The following is an 18586-nucleotide window of genomic DNA, read 5'->3' as shown; positions in this document are numbered from 1 at the left end:
TGTTTTTATTTAAGGTTATACATCCTTGCAAAATGGCTGTTCACTTCAGGGATCCTTTTCTTGTAATAGGGCTGGTTGTCCCTGCACCAGTCCGCCAGTTCCTGTTTGTTCCTGAAAGGTTCCCTCCAGCTTTGCCCGCTCATGATCATTTCCACCTGCGGGGCCAGTTCCCTGATGAACGCTCCGACAGTCCATCCTTCCCAGACGTATCTGTCCATATTGATTTTTGTTGCCATATTGTCTTTCGTTTCAAGAGTTTCCTTTTGTATTTTCAAGTTGAAGCCTTACTGCTTCGTACATTTGATTAAGCCAATCAATGTTGCTGGCTCCGAGTTCGAAAGGACTCTGACAGAAAACCTCTTCCATACTGTCCTTTATTGTTGCCAACACGGTAATGTGCTTGTCAGTAACCTCAATTCCTGTAACATAACACTCGTATGGTTCTGCATTATCGTCAAACCAGATGATCCATACAGGGTCTTCTTCGTTGTCGGTAAACGTGATTTTTTTCAGGCCGTGCACATCGAGCAGTTGCCTGATGGCTTCGATTATGTCCTTTCTCAGTTCTTCAATCCTGTCGCTGAAACACATGGACGTGTATCTGACCTTGCCTTTGTCAACCCGTTCCCTGAAAGAAAGGATCTGCATGTCAGGGTGACTGCTGAATCTCCAGTCTGTCACCTCGTCATCATCGCGGGTAGTGTGGATGTTTCCGCCCAGTACCAGGCCGCAGTCTTCCGCTATCATTCTTTCCGCTTCGTCGCGGTCTTCCGCCACGACCTTGTAGGTACCCTCGAAGGCGTACCTTACTCTTACATCGTATTTTGCCATAATTCCATGATTTATAATTGTTGATATACATGAGTCGTTTATGAAGCGACAAGGCCGATCCTTTCTCCGAAGAAGGAATCGCATACCCCGTACACATGCTTGATGGAGCATTCATATTCTGAGCTCTCGTTGTCAAGACGGAAGCGGAATCCGTGACAGTCCCTGACTTCCAGTTTCAGTCTGACGTCTTTCCGGAGTTCCATCTCCAGGAGACTCCCGCCGCCGTACATGGAGCTGAAGATGCCGCAGCAGTTTCCTTTGGGGATAATGACTTCCCCAACCGAGAATCCGGCATCATAAAGTTCCTGCAGGCTTACCTTGCCGATATAGGTCAGCAGGTTGGCACCGCAGCAGGAGTTGATGAGTTCCTGATAGAACTGTTCATAGGATACCTGTTCCTTGCCGTCCCTGTATTTTTTGTCGGGGAACCGGCCAAATACCGTGTAGCCTTTCTCCACCAGCATTTTCTTCACTTTGGCTGGATTGAGGTTCAGCGCGTCTATCATATCCCCGAAATAGGATTCCTTGTACCGGTATCCTTCCTGCGATTCCAGCCAGTTGGAATTGATGCAGTCGTAGTTTGACAGCATCTCGACACGCACGGGGATGTCATCCGTGTTTTTGAGAAGTTCTTTCAGCGTGTCAGAGTCGTTTCTGTCATAGATTTCTTCCCTGATTTCGTCTTCGTGTTCTTGAAAGAACTTGTCCACTTCCTCTTCTCCGAAATCATGGAAACGGATACATTCATCCTTCAGCTTTGAGACGATTTCACGGACAGCTTCCCATTCGGCGTCACCGTACCATTCGTCCACTTTCTCCCACAGACTTTCACAGCTCCTTTCTTCCAGACACTTCTGGATGGTGTCACGGCAGTTGTCGAGATTGTCGTTGTAGTCCACCCATACCAGCGTGTAGGACTTGTCCATGAGCGATTTCACGAATTCCATAGTCAGTCTTTCCTGTTCTTCCATTTCTGTTACCTGTGTACGGCAGGATTCCGTTTCCCGTACATGTCGTTTATAAATGAGAAGAGCGACCTTTCGGCCGCTCCCTTATCATCTGTTCTCTTCCTTGAGCCTTTCATATTTCTCTGTTTCCATTTCCGTCTCGCCGTCGAAGTGGAAATGTGCAGTATGACCGTATCCGGTCTTCGGCTCACCGCCGCACTGGTGCAGGGCGGTATCTATTTCCCAGTCGGTGTCACCGATGCCGAGGGATATGTATGTCCCTCTGAGCATACACCCGGCCAGCCTCAGTGCGGCATCCTTCCTTTGTTCCCTGCGGAGCCTGTCAAATGCCGCGAGCGCGATTTCCCGGTTGGGTATTTTTACCGTAGTTTCCATATCGTTTCATTTTCAGTTTGCCGTTTCCATGTCTTTTCCGTTGTCTTTCGCTGCCAGGACACCGAAAGGCAGATCGAGTATCCTGTGATTAAAACACAGCGTTGAATTGTAGTCCGTGCGTTGCCAGAGGGTGAAATGGTTTCCGGTGAACGACCATCTGAAATAGCCTGACAGCGAGCCGAATTGCGGGTTGACGTTCCTGCTTATGAGGAAGCGGTTCACGTCCACGATGTGTCCCGCCGTCAGTAGTATGTTCAGTATCTCCACGAATGCCAGCTGCGAGTATGGGTCGATAGGCATTACAGGTCCTTTGAAGTTGATTTCCATATTTTTTGTCTTTTAGTCATAATTGTCATCAAATATTTCGTACCGGAAGGGAAGCATGTCGCAGTAGTAGCTTGATACGCCCGTGTATATCAGGGCATCTTCTCCCGTGTCCGCGTCTTCTTCCGTTTCCGTGACGGTGTCCCCGTACAGGTCATGGTAGTGCGATACCATCATGTGCGGGTCATCCGTGGTGATGTCATATCCGTAACTTCTGCTCCAGTTTATGAAAAACTCCGTTTCTTCCTCTTCGAGCCTTTCAAGGGCATCCCTGATCTCGAAGAAGTTGGGACAGAGCCATTCACGGCTGATCAGTGTGTCCGGAATGTTTTCCCATTTCGGATACCGGTATTCCGGTTCCTCCTCCCCGGGAAACAGGTCGGAACAGGCACTCAGGAACTCGCCCATGTCGCTGTATTCGGACAGGTGCATCCAGTAGTCCCTGTAATCCTTTATGTCCATGAGATGCTGTGTGGTCACGGCAATCTCTGCATTGTTCAGATCCATATTACTTGTCTTTTATGTATGTGGATGCCGGGGATTCCATTCCACCGACCTTGACAAGGTGCCGTGTCCCGGCTGTGCAGGGTTTTGCGGGAAAATACCGCAGCTCCGCGAGGATGATTTTCCCGAAAACCGCCTGCGGCCTGACCTTGCTCAGCCGATGGGGACGCGGACTACCTTTGTCGGTGGGAATGGAACTCCCGGTCTTCTCCATACGGTTCATGTTCATTCTCTTATGCGCTGGCTTCCCCAGCTGATGTGTATTTTGCCTTCACTGTCCTGCGTGCGGACGAGCAGGCTGTCGATGACGGACATCGTGATGTCGAATTCCTCGAAGATTTCTGACTGTTCCTTGACCTCCCCGGTCTTGATGAATTCGTTCAGACGCTCCTTGGTCAGTACCAGTGCCATCAGGTTCTGTTCGACCGAATCTTCGTAGGTGACGTAGTGGACATCCTTCATTTCTCTGGAATCGAGACGGATGAAGCGGAAATAGAACTGTTCCATGCGGGGGATGTTCCATTGCAGGGACTCCAGTATCACGTCGTTGCAGGTAGGTATGTTCACGGAACTGCTCAGGCTCTGTTGCGTGCATATCAGGATGCCGTTGATGGTGGAGTCGAATTCCGTCACGATACTTTGCCGTTTTTTGAAGGCGACATCTCCCTTGACCACATATACAGGTCTGTCAGGAAAATGTTCCCGGATATAGCTCTCATACAGGTCAAATGCCGCCAGCGTGGTACATCCGATGGCTACCTTGCCCGGTATTTCCCTTACAAGCCTTTCGATATACCGGGTCTTGGAGGGATACCTGTCGCCGTAATACCCCTTTATCAGGTGCGGTACCGAGCAGGCCTTGATAAGCAGTTTGATCTGCCTCATGAGTCTCAGCCCCGCATCCTTTTTCGTGTCTCCCGTGCTGTTGTAGTACAGTTCGCAGATGCGGCAGAATTCCTCGATGATGACACGGTATACCTCGTGTTCTCCTTCCGAGGGGCGGACGGTATGTGTCCGTATCCGGTATTTCTCACCCGCGAAGTCACGGAATTTGCGGGTGATGACCGTCTTGCCGATAAGTTCGGAGAGTTCGTCCTTGTTGTACACGTCCTGGTTCTGTTTCTCGATGCCGAATACAGTGGCTTTCCCCGGACAGTGGCAGGCACGGAAAAGGACATGCCCCCTGAAGGCGGGGAACGGTGTTCCGTAATCCGGGTTGTTCTCTTCCTCTATCTCGTGGTCCCTGTTTTCGTGGTAGACCTGCGGGCTCCAGCATATCATGTTCACCGAATTGTTGTAGAGCAGTTCGAACTGGCTGTACAGTTCCGCGATGTTGTTGCGGGTGGTTGTTCCGGTATCGAGAATCTTGTACCTGAGCCTTCTGAATATGCACAGGATGTTTCTTGTACGCTGCGATGTGGGATTGGTGATTTCGTCCGACTCGTCGAAGACAAGGCACAGTTTGCCGGAAGTGCGTTTCACGAAACGCATCAGTCCTCTTTTCAGTTTCCGGAGCATGGAGGTGGAGACGACAAGGAATGTCCCTTCCGGTACGTTGTCGAGGTCGCCGGCGGTCTGTATTGTACGGAAGCGTTCCTTGTTTATGGTAAGGAACGGTATCCAGGTCATGTTGGTGGCGATGGCCGGGGCAAGTATGATGACGTTCTTTGCCTTTCTGAACTTGAGCAGGTATTTCGCCCTGTGATAGACGGCGGCGGTCTTGCCTGAACCCTGCTGCCAGTTCAGCAGGGCGTAGCGTTTCTGCAACACGAGGTTCAGGTCGTGTTTCTGCAAGTCCGTGAATTCGCAGACTTCACCTTCCTTGTTGATGAACCTGGTGCGGTCCAGGTATTCCTTCAGACCGTCATCTTCCCGCATTTCCGCAAACTGGAGATTCTGGGTCTCATATTGCCTCTGTTTGCGCCGTATCAGTTTTCTGGCGGCACGGATCTGCCGCATGTTCTTTTCCGTGACGGTTTCCGGCATCGGGAGTTCGGCCCTTCCGAGTATGAGGTCGTTGATGCCTGCGGCCTTGTGCGTGACCTTGTCGAGCAGACGCGGGGCATACTGTTTCAGCTTGAAGCCGTAGGATGTCTTCACCAATGCCACTTCCTTGCGCGGCACCACGTTCTGCGAGGTGATGTACCTGCGGATGATGCCGAGAACCTTGCCGGTGGTCAGCTTCTTGCGTTCCCATTCCTTTATCTGTTCCCTGGTGGCACCTTCCGGTGGTTTCTGGTTGCGGAATTTGGACACCAGCGCCTCCGCCTTTTCGACATGCCTGTTCAGCACGGCATGGGCTTTCAGTTCGTACATGTATTTGGCGAGCCTGTACTCGAACTGTTCCAGCTCTTCCTTGTCTATATGGTTGCACTCCCGCATCAGCTGGAGGCGCAGCCGGTGTTTCATTTTCCGCACTTCGGCTATGCGTTTCTTCAGCTCATCCATGCTGACAAACTTTTCCGCGTTGTAGGGCTGCATTTCAATATGGAGGGAACGGCGGAGGAATACCATGATTTTTGTTGCGAAATTCTGCACGCCCACCGTAGAGAAGGCTGAATGTTCCAGCCTGGTCTGGCCGATGAAGGAGAAATTCGAGTTGATTTTCGCCACGCGTGTCTTTTCCCAGAACTCGTTCTGCATGAAGGAGAGAGGGACGATGACCATCAGGATTCCGGCAGGGGTGAGCACGTCATAGGCCTTGTCCATGTAAAATTCCTGCGACAGCCTGTAATCAAATTTCAGGTTGAAGGGCGGATTTCCGACAATGATGTCGAAGCGCTGTTCGGGATTGTACAGCTGTATGTCGCATTTCTCGATATGAGCTTCCGGGTAGAGGTATCTGGCAACGGCCACCGCCTTGCCGTCAATGTCGAATCCGTAGGCATTGTGCAGGTTGGGCAGATGGTTGAAGAAGTTGCCCATGCCGCAGCACATGTCAAGCACCATTTCCGCCGATGTCGGAGAAAGGGTCTCCACCATGCTCCGGCATATGTCGTGCGGGGTGAAGAACTGTCCCATCTCGAATTCCTTCTTGGCCTCGGCGTATTCATGGTAGCTGGTGAAATCCGACTGCCTGAGGTTGTGCAGTCCTCCGATTCCCGTGTAGCAGTTGTAGATGCTTTCCTTCGGAACGAGGTCCTTGCCCGAGTCTATGGCGCAAAGGATTTTCTCGTTGATCTCGGCACGCCTGTCCTGGGGAATCTGTTGGGGTATGATGGCATACATGTCTTTTCTTTTTTAATGGTTGGAAACGGAGACACCCCGCAAGGATGTCTTACGGGGTGTCTGAATAAGTATTTCATGAATCACTCTTCTCTGAGTGTGATTTCATCCAGCCGCAGCCTTCTGTAGCAGTTCTCTGCGGCCTGGCTGTCCTTGAAGCGTACGTCGATGCGTCCGTTCTTGTAGAACTTGATCTGTTCTGCGTTGCTCAGGGTGAGGTTGTACCATTCGGTTATATCCACATCGCGTCTGTCAAGGCCGATGACCATACCGCTTGAACCGTTTATCACGTCATCCGCCCCGTATGCGATACCTTCGCAGAAAATGTCCAATTTCGTTCCGCAGTCATACGAGAACTCATATTCCCGGTGGTATTCCAGATGGATGCTGTCCCAGGATACGATGTCAGGGAATGTGATCTTGTCCTTTTTCAGTTCGGGCTTCACCTTGCTCCAGCGGGAAGGCTGTACCGTTTTCAGGAAACGGGCCAGCAGTTCTTCCTCTGCGGTCTCACGGAAACTTTTTCCGCCGAGGTGTTCAATGACCATGTCCACGTAAGTCTGGTAGACCGGACGGAATCCCATGCGCATGGCCTTCTCGTCGATTACAGGAATGGGGACATCTACATTGTAGGTCCTGTTGAAATAGGAAATGATGCGACTCGCGAAATTCGCATTGGCATTGCAGTTGTTGTCCGCAAGCTCGTTGATGAGGTCAAACGGTTTGAATTCGTTGTGGGTATAGTCATCCTCCCCGCTGTTGTTGAAATAGAAATTCCGTATGGAGACCTTACCGTTATCCTCATACTTGAAGCTCTTGATTTCCCGATACCGTTCCGCTTCTTCCTTGAAGATGGCATACCATCGGTCGATACGGTCAAGTGTCTTGTAGAGTTGGTCCTGCTGTAGCTGGCAATACTGCCGGTCCTGTTCTGTAATCTTGTCCTCGTTCCTTACTTGCACGTTCAGGATACCTGTAAGCAGGTCAGTGTGGCTGCCTGCTGTTCTTGTTGCTGTTGTCTGCATAACTGTATTGTTTTAGAGATTGTCAATTTCGGGTTTGATACGGTAACAGTAGGTGATGTGGCTGTCCATGTCCTTGACCAGCTTGACCTGTTCGGAATGGAAGTTGAGACGCCGTTCCATGGCCGGGGCATCTATCTTGTCCCATTCGTGCTGCGGCAGGAACCGGTTTTCATGTCGGAAACACCAGAGTACGATCTGGTTTTCCCAGTTGCCCTTGAACACAGTCCCTTCATAGTCCTTCAGGAACTGCCGGAAGTTCTCTTCGGTCCTGAAAGCTATGTCGTAGCCCTGGTACAGGTTGCGTGTGTCCGGACCCGTGTCCTTGGTCAAATAATATTGTCTCCATGTTTCCGTGGTGAAATCACCGTAGAGCGGATCAGGTTCGGAATAGGACCATAACGGTACTTTTGCCGTGAATGTGACGGCACCGTTGGCACACGCTCCGCAGTTTCCCCAGTCCTTGAATGCTCCTTCCGTCCATCTGACGAAGGTCAGTTGCCTGGGGTCTATATGGTGGAAAGATCCTCCGCTGACGCTCAGTCCTATACCGTCATATTCTTCCCAGACAAAGGGAATGTAGGGCTCTTCGCAGATGGAGATCAGTCCGCTCGTTTCCTCCCGTTTCTCGATGAGGGCGTTGCCGTAATACTTCCCGTATCGGTCCACATAGATGAGTCTGTCTCCGACTTGCGGAGTCTTTTCAGAGCGTGTCCTCTCTATCAGTTCCACATAATTGTTGGCCATATCCACGTCCTGTTCTGTCAGCCAGTGTTCGTGATCGTACAGTACATTCAATGGCTTGAGTGTTTCCACCGTGTACTTCTTCTTCGCTTTCTGTAACATGACATTTGATTTTTTGTTAGTCCGGCTTACAGGGGCCGGAGTTCCCATAACTACAGGCTTAAAAAGGTCGTGTTCCGTACATGCAAGGCTTCGGGAAAAAATACCGCAAGCCCTCCGGGGCGAGGATGATTTTTTCCACGAACCCGAAGGGCTTGGCCTTGCTTGTACGGGAAGAACACGAATTACCTTTGCCTGTGGTTATGGGGACTCGGCTGCGGTATGACTTCTCCTTTTGAGGTGTGTTTGTGCGGAGAGATTATGGCCTTTTTATTCGGCCTTTTCAGAAAGAAATGTTATCTTTGCAAATGAGATAAAGAGTTATTTGAAAGCATGAGAAATATGGCGGTTCGGAACAGTCCGGCTTTTTCTTATCCATTGCCCGTTCTCGTGCGAGTTTTATCCAATCTGTTGATAGTCAAATAAAACCTACCTGATTACAACAAATATAGCGAAAGGTAAGAGCAGCGACAAACGAAACCACAGTTTTCTAATGCTGTTTCTCCGCCAACCGCTGAAAGTCCGCTCCCGAAGGCGATTGGAAAACGCGAAGGTCGAACTCGGGAATAATGGCCAGCACATGGTCGAAAACATCGGCCTGCACACCCTCGTAGGGAATCCAATCCTTGATCGTAGAAAAGAAATAAAGCTCAATGGGCAAGCCGTGGTCGGTGGGTTGCAGATGGCGCACCATGCAGTTCAGTTCCTTATTCACGACGGGCAGGCTCTTGAGGTAGGCAGTGAGATAGGCGCGGAATACGCCAAGATTCGTCTGCCGGCGGCCGTTCACCAGCACCTCGTTATCGATACCGTTCTCCTCGTTGTAGGCGTGAACCACGGCTTCGGTCTGGTCGATGTAGTCTTTCAGCAGCTGGATTTTGCGGTACTTTGCGAGCATCTCGGGCGTGCAGAAACGTACGCTGGTCATGTCGATGTTGATGCTGCGCTTCACGCGACGGCCACCACTCTCACGCATGCCGCGCCAGTTCTGGAAGGAGTCGCTTACCAGCAGGTAAGGCGGAATGGTGGTGATGGTGTTGTCGAAGTTGCGCACCTTCACCGTGTTCAGCGTCACCTCGATGACCGTTCCGTCGGCTCCGTACTTGGGCATCGTGATCCAGTCGCCCACCTTCAGCATGTCGTTGGCCGAGAGTTGCACGCCGCTGACGAAGCCCATGATGCTGTCCTTGAACACCAGCATCAGGATGGCGGCCGAGGCCCCCAGTCCGGCCAGCAGCGAGAGGGGCGACTTGCCCAGCAGTTCGGCCACGACCACGATGATTCCGATGGTCCACAGCGACACCTGCAACGTCTGGAGCAGGCCCTTCAGCGGACGGTCGCGCATGGATTCCTTCTCGCTGTAGACCGTATAGGCGGCCTTGAGGAAGGCATTGATGAAGAAGAGAAAGGAAAGAATGATGACGATGTAGCACAGGCGGCGGATGAAGTTCAGCGTCACCGAGTCGGTATCGGCAAAGACGACCGGAATGAACAGGTAGATGATGACGGGCGCCACCATGTGGCTGAGATAGCCCATCACGCGGCGGTCGAACAGGATGTCGTCCCACGTGGCCTTGGTCTTCTGCACCAGGCGGGCGATGGCCCGGAGCAACACCTTGCGGCAAATGAAATCGGCGACAAAGGCCAGAAGCAATACCAGCATGAAAGCGATGAGCTGGTCGAGCCAGTCGGCTGTGGCAGGATTCATGCCCCAGCCTATCAAGAGTTCGTCAATACGTTTCAATAGTTCCATAAGCAAAATTCTTTATTTCATTTCCAGTATCCGCTGCACATCCTCACGCATCCACTGGTAGAGGTAGAGGCCCTTGTAGCCGTCGTTCTTCTTCAGCATCAGCTGGACGGCGGCCAGGCTGTTCTCGTAGGCGGTCAGTTCGTTGTGGAACTGCTCGTCGTGAACGGCCAGGCGGCGAATCTCCTTCTCACGCTCGCGGCGCAGCTGCGTGCAGACGGGGTTGAGCAGCTTCATCACCACGCCGTCCATCAGGTGATGGCCCTGAATGTAGAGGTAGGTCGTGTCCGGCGTCAGGCCGAGCTGCGTCAGTTCCTCGCCCAGGACGTCGATGTGCTCGATGTCCTGCGGAAAGCGGGTGCGCAGTTCGGAGAGCTTGGCGTCGACGCGGCGGCGCACGTCGTCCAGGCAGCGGTAGGGATGGGCCAGGCTAACGTCCTGCAGGCGGACGCACTGGTTGAACTCGTACATGGGGAAGGTCGTGTTATCATGGCGGCGGTAGAACCAGATGTTCCACAGGAAGAGCGGATAGGCCAGGCGCGAATAGCGGCGCATGAATTCGGGGAAGTCAAGCAGCTGACGGTCGTTCAGCGTGGCCTGCACGCAGACGTCGTGCAGGGTTTCAGCGTAGCACAGGTAGTTCTCGATGGCGTAGGCGTAGGTCTGCAGCACGTAGGGATTCTGGTTGATGCGGCGCGACAGGGCGGTAGCTCCCTGCATCAGGAAGTCGTAGTCGCTGTCCACGCAGGCAATGAGGCTGCCGCCCAGCTTGTCGGCGTTGAGCGTGTTGAGCAGCACGGTTTTCTTTCCCTTCGACAGCGAGGTCTGCGAGGGGAGCATCACCTGAAAGTAGCGTTCGTCGGTCTCGAACTCGGAGAGCAGCGTGCGCCAGAAGGCCACGTCGTCGTAGCTTTCGACGTAGGCCACAATGCGGCGGCGCTTCTTCGGCGGCGACAGGCGGCGGGCGGCGTCCAGGTAGTCGGAGGTGAGGTTATGGCGGAGAGTGAGAGACATAAAAATGAAGAATGAAGAATTAAGAATGAAGAATAATTGATGAATGGCGAAAGAAGAGACTGTACATTGTTAATTCTTCATTCTTAATTCTTCATTTCCTTTGTTATCTCGCTCACCTCCGTCACCGCATCGAGCCAGCCTTCCATGATGACGGCGGGCGAGTGGGTGGAAAGAATGAGCTGCATCTGCGGGTTCAGGCGGCGGATCATGCCGATGAGCTTCTGCTGCCACTCGATGTGGAGCGAGGCTTCGGGCTCGTCCATGAAGAGGACACTGTGGGTGCCTTCGCGCACGAGCACGGTGAGCAGGATGACGAGCATCTGCTTCTCGCCCGAAGAGAGCTTGTAGGGCAGCAGGCGTTCGCCGTCCTGATAGAAGGCGATTTCGTTGCTGCGGCGGTCGATGGTCTTGCGCGTGTAGCCGAAGAGCTCGTCGATCATGTCCTGGAAGCGGCGCTTGGGCAGGGAGAGCTGCGGGGCAAGGGCACGCTGCGCGTCGTCGTCGCTGCCCAGGAGCTCGATCATGCGGTTGCCCACGTTCACCTGATAGTCCAGGTAGCGGCGCTGCAGCAGGTAGAGCTGCCAGTCGAGCTCGGAACGCACGTTGGGATCGGCCATGCGGGCGGTGAAGTCGCCCATGACGAGCGGCCGGTCGTAGGAGCGGATGACGTCGTAAGGGATGGAGGTGGCGTCGGGGCGATCGAAGTAGACGCGCACGCCCTCCAGTTCGCCGTTCTTCACCTCGCCCGAAGTGCGGTGCTCCAGGAATCCCACGGAGCGGTTCAGGATGGTGGTCTTACCCACGCCGTTGATGCCGGCCAGGATGTTGACGTCGGGGCGCAGGTCCCAGGCCACGTTGTAGCGGTGCCACAGGCCGTCGATCTCGATGCGGCGGATATAGTTGGCTTGTATTTCCATATCTTGTTTCAGCTTGGTTCTACTGACGGCAAAGTTAGCACAAAGCGGGAGAAAAGCAAGGGCGTTGCGGGGAGAAATGAAAAATGAAAAAATAAAAATAAGAATATCTCGAAATAGAAAAGTGTCAGTATTTTGTCATTAGCTTCGCTCAAAACAACTCTTATTTTTATATTTAGGTATAGTCTGAACACAGTGAAGAATCTCGCAAGCAGCTATCTGTGCATTGAAATCCTTCACTGCGTTCAGGATGACATTGTATTTTGATTATGCCGTCTGTATCATTCTCCCCGAATTCGCAGTAATCGCGATGTATTTACTTTGTTTTTCCAAGTTCTTCCAGGGCCTGCCAATCGATCTGTGGGGGTTGTGTGGTATCATAAGCAGGCAGAGGGAAGCGTGTACCAGCTTGGACATTCTCGTTGAAAAAACCGCCCATTTTCAGGAACAGGGCCTTTCCGTCGGCAGTTTGTCCACCCGCATAGTCCAGACGCACACCAGCTTGTGCTGTGCCGTCGTTGGTAAAGGTTGCATTCAAAGGACGCACCCAACGGCCGTCTGTAGTACGTGCCCATTGGTTTTTAAATTGCACCTTACGTGTCAGATAGCCTTGTTCCGGATTGAAGTTTTCCAGGAAAGAATGGGGATGGGTGTACCATGTGTTGGTTTGTGGACGCAGGAACTCAGCAACCAGGCGCCACTCTCCTTCCTCCGTGGCATAGAAGTAGGCCGTGTATATCGTGTTGCCCTTTCCGTCGGGGCGTACATGCATCAGGAATGGGTATGTCGTACCTGCTTTCCACGGGTAAATCATAAAACTCTGGCCACCCGAACCCTCATTGCCAAACTCTCCGATTTTCACTCCATCGCCCTGGCGCAGCATGCGTATACGCTGGTCTTCGGGAATATTACGCGGGTCTTGTGTGTCAAACGGACTCCATACGGAAAAGAGGATGCGCCGTTCTGTCTTTGAGTTATATTGCATACCAAAGTATCCTTCGCCAAAGCCTGCCGCCATATAGTAGCTATGCATCACTTCGCCCTCGTGTGGAACAGTCACCTCGTTATAGAACCATTCATAATCATTCCCCTCTGGTAGAGTATAACCCAAGTGCACAGACGGACCTCGTCGTCCCCAGTAGTTGGAGAAATCGTGTACACACGTTATGTTGCCATCTGTATATGCAACCATCAGGTTGGTAATGTTAGCAAAGTTCCCGCCATCACGCTTCATGCCTTTGAGGTCCACACGGACATAACCGGGCTTACTGATCTTGATTTTCAGATTCCCGGCAACGGTCGGTTCGTCGCTGTCGAACTTGATGTCCTGTTCTTTGCCGTTGCATGCCATACGCATAGTGGCGTGACCTGTGCCTTGGAGCGATAGTGTGATGGTCTGCGGCTTGTCGACATGAAAGTATGCACTGACAGTGGTCTGGGGACTGTTCCAGTTTTCCACACCGTTATCCGAAATATGGACCTTATCAGCACGTTGGGTAACATAAGCATTGCCTGCCAAGGATACGGATTGCACCCGTGATTGTGCAAAAGTTGTAATACTTGCCAGTGAAAAAAACAATATGGCCATGATGTGACCTAAAATTAATCTATACATTTTCATGGTACGATTGAATTAATTATATGGATGATATTTGAATTAATCTCTCAAAAACATCTGCACATGAACAAGTGCACAGATGATAGACTTTTCAGTAAATCAGTGTGTAGTCTGGTTATTGACTGCCATCTGTCTGTTTATACATAATTTCATAGCAAAAATCGTAATAATCCTTGGAATCCGCAAGGATTTCTCCGGGAATCGTGTCAATACACTATCTATCTCGTAAAGGCGTTGTTTCCAAATTTTCAGCATCAACTCCAAACCTGTAAAAGTCGGTCAGAATACAAGGACAAAACGATGTTCTATGGCTAATGACAATCCTCAGGCAGCTCTGGCATGGGCCATTGTACTAAAACTTGTACCAACGTGAATTCCATATCTTGGTTTTACTGACGGCAAAGTTAGCACAAAGCGGGAGAAAAGCAAGGGCGTTGCGGGGAGAAATAAAAAAAATGGAGAACAGAAAGTTTGCCATTTTCCATTCTCCATTATCCATTATCAATTCTCCATTTACAGCGGGCTTCCGCCTTCGTCGCCGCCGGGTTCGGGTTCTTCAGGCTCCGGCGTAGGCGTGGTGTCGCCCGGCTCGTCTTCACTGGGATCTACGCCCGCCGCGCCCTGGTTCATCGTCTTCTTCAGGCGGACGATGACTGCATTCACGTCGTCGATGACCTTGCCCAGCTCCGTGCGGATGGCCTCATCGCCAGCGACCAGTTCGTTGGAAATGTAGAGGGCGTTGATAGCCTTGGCCAAGTCGTCGAAGGCTGCGTCGGAAAGGGGACGAAGCGTCTTCATGTTCCACGACTGGGCGCGGTCGCGCTCCTCGGCCGTGCGCTTCACGAAGAGGGCGTCGAAGGCCCGGTTCACCGCCTCCAGCTCGTCGGGCGCTTCGTCCAGTCCGAGGACGGCGAGAGCGGCCACATAGGGTTCGCTGCGCAATGTCCCGACAAGGTCGGTCAGCGAAGCCGTTTCCGAGGCATAGTCGGCCTTGGCCACGTTTCCCGCCTCGCGGAAGGCGAAGGCCAGCGTCGCGCCTGCCTTGCGGCGTTCTGCGTCGGGATAGTAGGAGGCATAAGCCTGAATCACCTGATTGTAGAAGTAGAACAGCTCGTCGCGGGCGCGGTCGGCGGCCACGATGTCGGCCGTATCAAGAAACGCTCTGCCGGGACGGAAGCATTCCTGCTCGTTGGCGGCTGCCGCGGCAAAGGCTGTGAGACGGGCGGCAAAGCCGCGGGCCTCGGCCACTTCCTGCGGAATGGCCGCGAGGGCGTGAGTGAGGAACAATACGTGCTGCGCATTCTTGGCACGGACGCGCGAGAAGTTGTACAAAATTTCCTTCATAGGCTCTTCTGTTTTAAAGATTCAATCGTTGCAATTACGTCCTGCCGACGGCAGGAACATTTCACGGAGCGAGAAAACGTCCTCCCGACGGCGGGAGCATTTCACGATGCGAGAAAACGTCCTCCCGTCGGCGGGAGCATTTCACGATGCGAGAAAACGTCCTCCCGTCGGTGGGAGCACTTCACGATGCGGGAAAACGCCCTGCCGGCGGCGGGGGGAGTTCGCACATCGGGAAAACAGCTCAAATAGATGATTGCTATTCTGACATAGAATGAAGGTTTATATACCCATTCCGGTAATCACTACCCGCCAACCAATCTTTTTTATCACTATAATACAAATCCAAATATTGATAATTCGTTCCGTCGGAAGTCTGGTTACCACAAGCAATGTACTTAGAAATCAATGTTATCTTCAAATTTTGCGTAATATCCAACTGCGACAAACGGTTATTATTACAAAATAAAGATTGCAAATCTACGAAAGATTTCACATTCAACTCAGTAAGCTGGTTAGAGGAACAATCCAAATATATCAGTTTTGTCAAACCAGTCATATTTAGCTCAGTGAGTTCATTCTCAGAGCAGAATAAATAGGTCAAATTCGGATTTCCGCTCACATCTAATGTCGAAAGCTTTCCATTATTACATTTCAAATACCACAAATTCTCCAAACCCTTAATATTCAAATCAGTCAAATTTTCAAGTTCCTCAATATACAATTGTTCCAAAGATGCCAGCTTACTCAAATCCAAAGAAGCAATGTCAGAAGTAATTTCAGAAACACCTTCCCAACTGCTACCTTCGATCATCAATTTAAGCAAACCCGTAAAATGTTCGAGGCCTTCCAAATCCTCTTGAGTATCAATATCAATCAAAGTCAAATCAGTAAGCTCTTGTATGAGTTGAAGGTTGCTCTCGGTAAGTGGTACTCCATTAGAATCTTTGGTCCATCCAAAATAAGGATAGTCTCTTTCTACATTCTCAATCAACTTCTGGTTCGTAATATATTCAGTACCTGCCGTCGTCTCTACTTTCACGGTACCCAAATCAAGAATCGTTCCAGGCACTAAATCTTTAGAGAGACCAGTAGAGGTCAATATCGGCGATGGAGCATCTTTCATATTAAACGTCAGTGTAAACCCATACTTCAGACCAAGAGGGTATACGACGAAATAATAATCTTTCGCAGTCTCAAAGGGCCCCTTCAATGTCACACTCGGAGAGGCAACATCTGAATAAAATTGAAAATAAAATCTAGAATTATAAGATTTAACAGCTCCATCCATTTCACCGCTGATGGCAGTGCCTTCCTTATCTTGTAATGTAACACTTTCGATATTTGTAATCTCGTCACTGTCAAGGCTGAACTTCACCAAGGTACAAAGATTCTTGAACTGCAACGTTGTGCTCCCGCTCTCCGTCCGAGCCCATGCTAAATTTATTCCTGACTCAAAACCGCCGGGTATGGCCTTCTGTTCATTGGGCAGATTAAATTTAAATGCATTGAATCCTGTATATTCCTGTATCCGCTCAAAAGGATAGAATGCAATATAAGTTTCCGCTTCGGGAGCCTTTCCGGTAAACGAAGTAGTAGCCGCCGTCTGTCCCACCTCCAAAGTTGAGGAAAATTTATAATCCGCCAAATTCGAAATGGATTCTTCCGAATCTGACGGAATAACCACGATATTATCGCCACCATTCCAATGCACAGCCTTACCGTCCACCAACGAAGTGCGTGTATCTGCATCCGTATCCATCGAAGCCGTAAAAGTCATCGGAACAAATTCACCGGCCACATGATCCTTCATTCCGTTCTCCATCTCGTCGTTACCGCAAGCTCCCATCATCAGAGCCAAAGCGGCCAGGGGCAAGGCCCTAAAAAAATGCTTGTTTTCCATTGTTAGCTAAATTGACTGGTTAATGATTTTATCGTCCCCAAACATTTCCATAATCCTCTTCAGTAAATCCGTCATGTCCTGCAGACAAAGCCAAAACGGTACCTTCAGATTCCATCTCAATCATTTCACACTTAGGGGCTTCGTAAGCCTCACGAACGTTCTTGCCGTTCATCATTACTTCTTTTTCCATGTCTTTTTATTTTGTTAGTTATAAGTTGTCGCAAATGTAGTGAATTTCAACAAACAAAAAATAAAAAGACAAAATATTTTTTTGTTTTTATACAAAAACGTCGGGAGACGCCGGCTTCCGCAGAAACCGGGCCTCCCGACCTGACATCAGAGAGAATAGATGAAGAAAAAAATATGAAATTGGTTAGGGTAAAGAAGTTCTATCACTCGATGTAACTGTCCAGCGCGCCGTTGTAGTCCACCTCCTTGGCGGGATAGACCCACGTCCACTGGTTGCCTTCCTCGGGCTTCACGCTGACGGCGAACTGGGCGTGGAAGCTGCCCGTGGGATGGGCGTGGCGCTCGATGGGCAGGCGCCAGCGCTTCAGGTCGAACCAGTCGAAGCCTTCGCCCCAAAGCTCGATGCGGCGGTAGAGCCTGACTTCTTCCAGCAGGTCGGCGCCCGTCTTGGTGCAGGCATACTGCGGGTCGCGGCCGCTGTCCTTTACCAGCGCCTGCATCAGGGCCTGCACGTCGGCGTCCTTGCCGCCCAGGCGGCAGAGGGCTTCGGCCTCGATGAGGTACATCTCCGCAGAGCGGAAGTGATTGAGCTGGCCCACGCCGGGCTGGCCGGTGCAGAGAAACTTGAACTGCATGTAGGCGTAAATGAGGCTCGAAGAGAAGAGCTTCGAAGCGTAGTCGCGGCGGGCGCGCTCCAGCAGAGGGCCGGCGGTGACGCGACCATTGGCCGTGTTGTAGGCGTCGCCCTCCTGTGGGGCGAGGAACATGCGGCGGCGCACGTCGGTCGCAGGGATGCGGTCGTAGAGCTCCTTGCTGATGGCGCAGGGATAGCTGCGGCAGATGTTGGCGCTGGAGTTGCTACCCTGCTGGGCGAAGAAGGAGAAGTAGTAGAGCGTCTGGTCGGGAGCGCTGTAGCTGCTCCAGATCCATTCACGGTTGGGCGTACTAAACCCGCCGTCCACGTAGTCGGCGTTGCTCATCAGCGGATAGTCCTTGCGCGCCAGGGGCGCATACTTGGCGGCTGCGGCCCAGTCCTCGCGCGTCAGGGCGGCACGGGCATAGATAGCGTCTGACTCTTAACACCAAAAAGAGAGGGAGAAGAGAAAGGGAAAGAAAAGGGAGGGAAGAGAAGAAGGGGAAGAGGAAGAGGAGGAAGGGGGCGTGTAGACTTGCGCCAGGGTCGAAGCGGGCAGGTCGCCGTCCGACGTGTCGATGCGCAGGGGCAGGCCGCGCGAGGCGCCCTGGTTGCTGTCCGCCCAGCGGTGGCAGTAGAGCTGGCTGAGCATCAGGTAGGCGTAGGCACGGACGGTGAGCGCCTGTGCACGGATGAAGAGCCGTTCTTCTTCCGCCCCCACAGCCTTGTCGATGTTAGCCAGGATGCGGTTGGCGTTGCCCACGAGCTTATAATAGTAGAACCACGGATAGTAGCAGTAGAGCACGGAATTACGTTCCATGTACGTGGCGTTGATGATGGGCGCCCATCCCGTCAGGTTGCACTTCTGGAAGTCGTTGCCGGGATAGTTGCCATACCAGGTCTTGATGGTTCCCTCGCCGTTGACGCCCTGCTGTCCGAGGTATTGCTGGGTCATCATGAGGCAGAGGCCGTTGACGGCCATGCGGGCGTTTTCGGTCGTTTCGAAGACAGTGCCCGTGTCGGTAGACGACTGCGGCAGGGTGTCGAGGTAGTCGGCCGAACAGGCAGACAGCAGCGCTGCCGCGGCGGCCAGGAAAAATCTATTTTTCAGTTTCATACGAATTCGGTGTT

General features: G+C 51.8%; 18 protein-coding genes. All 18 read right to left on the bottom strand.

The features are described from left to right. Window positions 1-5: 5 nt before the first annotated feature. Entirely contained in the window at window positions 6-236 is a 231-nt protein-coding gene (locus BQ8005_RS15125) for a hypothetical protein (RefSeq protein WP_055300459.1), read from the bottom strand. 13 nt (window positions 237-249) lie between these two features. After that, window positions 250-831 (bottom strand): hypothetical protein, encoded by a 582-nt coding sequence (locus BQ8005_RS15120; protein ID WP_075318618.1) that lies wholly within the window; start codon window positions 829-831, stop codon window positions 250-252. Between the two features lie 38 nt (window positions 832-869). Then, window positions 870-1802: a hypothetical protein gene (locus tag BQ8005_RS15115; protein WP_075318617.1), complete on the bottom strand. Its 933-nt coding sequence runs from the start codon at window positions 1800-1802 to the stop codon at window positions 870-872. An 84-nt stretch (window positions 1803-1886) separates the two neighbouring features. Continuing rightward, entirely contained in the window at window positions 1887-2174 is a 288-nt protein-coding gene (locus BQ8005_RS15110; protein WP_071149205.1) for a hypothetical protein, read from the bottom strand. 12 nt (window positions 2175-2186) lie between these two features. Further along, complete coding sequence (locus BQ8005_RS15105; protein WP_071149204.1) at window positions 2187-2501, bottom strand: hypothetical protein; 315 nt, start codon at window positions 2499-2501, stop codon at window positions 2187-2189. Between the two features lie 12 nt (window positions 2502-2513). Then, window positions 2514-3005 carry a hypothetical protein gene (locus BQ8005_RS15100; protein ID WP_071149203.1) on the bottom strand — a complete coding sequence of 164 codons (492 nt, stop codon included), beginning with the start codon at window positions 3003-3005 and terminating at the stop codon, window positions 2514-2516. 222 nt (window positions 3006-3227) lie between these two features. After that, window positions 3228-6230 carry an N-6 DNA methylase gene (locus BQ8005_RS15090; protein WP_075318616.1) on the bottom strand — a complete coding sequence of 1001 codons (3003 nt, stop codon included), beginning with the start codon at window positions 6228-6230 and terminating at the stop codon, window positions 3228-3230. An 80-nt stretch (window positions 6231-6310) separates the two neighbouring features. Further along, a complete protein-coding gene (locus BQ8005_RS15085) occupies window positions 6311-7252 on the bottom strand; it encodes a hypothetical protein (RefSeq protein ID WP_075318615.1) in 942 nt (313 codons plus the stop codon). Window positions 7253-7264: 12 nt separating this feature from the next. Then, on the bottom strand, window positions 7265-8095 hold the full coding sequence (locus BQ8005_RS15080) for a DUF4121 family protein (RefSeq protein ID WP_075319288.1): 831 nt from the start codon (window positions 8093-8095) through the stop codon (window positions 7265-7267). A gap of 487 nt (window positions 8096-8582) precedes the next feature. After that, window positions 8583-9845, bottom strand: a complete 1263-nt coding sequence (locus tag BQ8005_RS15070) for a mechanosensitive ion channel family protein (RefSeq protein ID WP_075318614.1) — start codon at window positions 9843-9845, stop codon at window positions 8583-8585. Between the two features lie 12 nt (window positions 9846-9857). Beyond that, the gene (locus BQ8005_RS15065; RefSeq protein ID WP_075318613.1) at window positions 9858-10856 is read right to left on the bottom strand and encodes a DUF4435 domain-containing protein; all 999 of its coding nucleotides are present in this window, start codon (window positions 10854-10856) and stop codon (window positions 9858-9860) included. Window positions 10857-10939: 83 nt separating this feature from the next. After that, window positions 10940-11773 (bottom strand): AAA family ATPase, encoded by an 834-nt coding sequence (locus BQ8005_RS15060; protein WP_075318612.1) that lies wholly within the window; start codon window positions 11771-11773, stop codon window positions 10940-10942. A gap of 313 nt (window positions 11774-12086) precedes the next feature. Further along, window positions 12087-13385 carry a DUF3472 domain-containing protein gene (locus BQ8005_RS15055; protein ID WP_083610580.1) on the bottom strand — a complete coding sequence of 433 codons (1299 nt, stop codon included), beginning with the start codon at window positions 13383-13385 and terminating at the stop codon, window positions 12087-12089. A 516-nt stretch (window positions 13386-13901) separates the two neighbouring features. Next, window positions 13902-14732, bottom strand: coding sequence for a DUF6261 family protein (locus BQ8005_RS15050; protein ID WP_075318610.1), 831 nt, complete (start codon window positions 14730-14732; stop codon window positions 13902-13904). Window positions 14733-14988: 256 nt separating this feature from the next. Further along, a complete protein-coding gene (locus BQ8005_RS15045; protein WP_075318609.1) occupies window positions 14989-16632 on the bottom strand; it encodes a leucine-rich repeat domain-containing protein in 1644 nt (547 codons plus the stop codon). Window positions 16633-16660: 28 nt separating this feature from the next. Next, the gene (locus BQ8005_RS17445) at window positions 16661-16822 is read right to left on the bottom strand and encodes a hypothetical protein (protein ID WP_159436272.1); all 162 of its coding nucleotides are present in this window, start codon (window positions 16820-16822) and stop codon (window positions 16661-16663) included. A gap of 202 nt (window positions 16823-17024) precedes the next feature. After that, entirely contained in the window at window positions 17025-17801 is a 777-nt protein-coding gene (locus tag BQ8005_RS17750; protein WP_234984067.1) for a RagB/SusD family nutrient uptake outer membrane protein, read from the bottom strand. 96 nt (window positions 17802-17897) lie between these two features. Next, entirely contained in the window at window positions 17898-18572 is a 675-nt protein-coding gene (locus tag BQ8005_RS17745) for a RagB/SusD family nutrient uptake outer membrane protein (protein ID WP_234984066.1), read from the bottom strand. Window positions 18573-18586 lie beyond the last annotated feature (14 nt).

It is taken from the genome of Bacteroides togonis (assembly GCF_900130135.1).
Taxonomy (GTDB): domain Bacteria; phylum Bacteroidota; class Bacteroidia; order Bacteroidales; family Bacteroidaceae; genus Bacteroides; species Bacteroides pullorum.
This window is presented reverse-complemented; position numbering and strand designations above follow the sequence as displayed.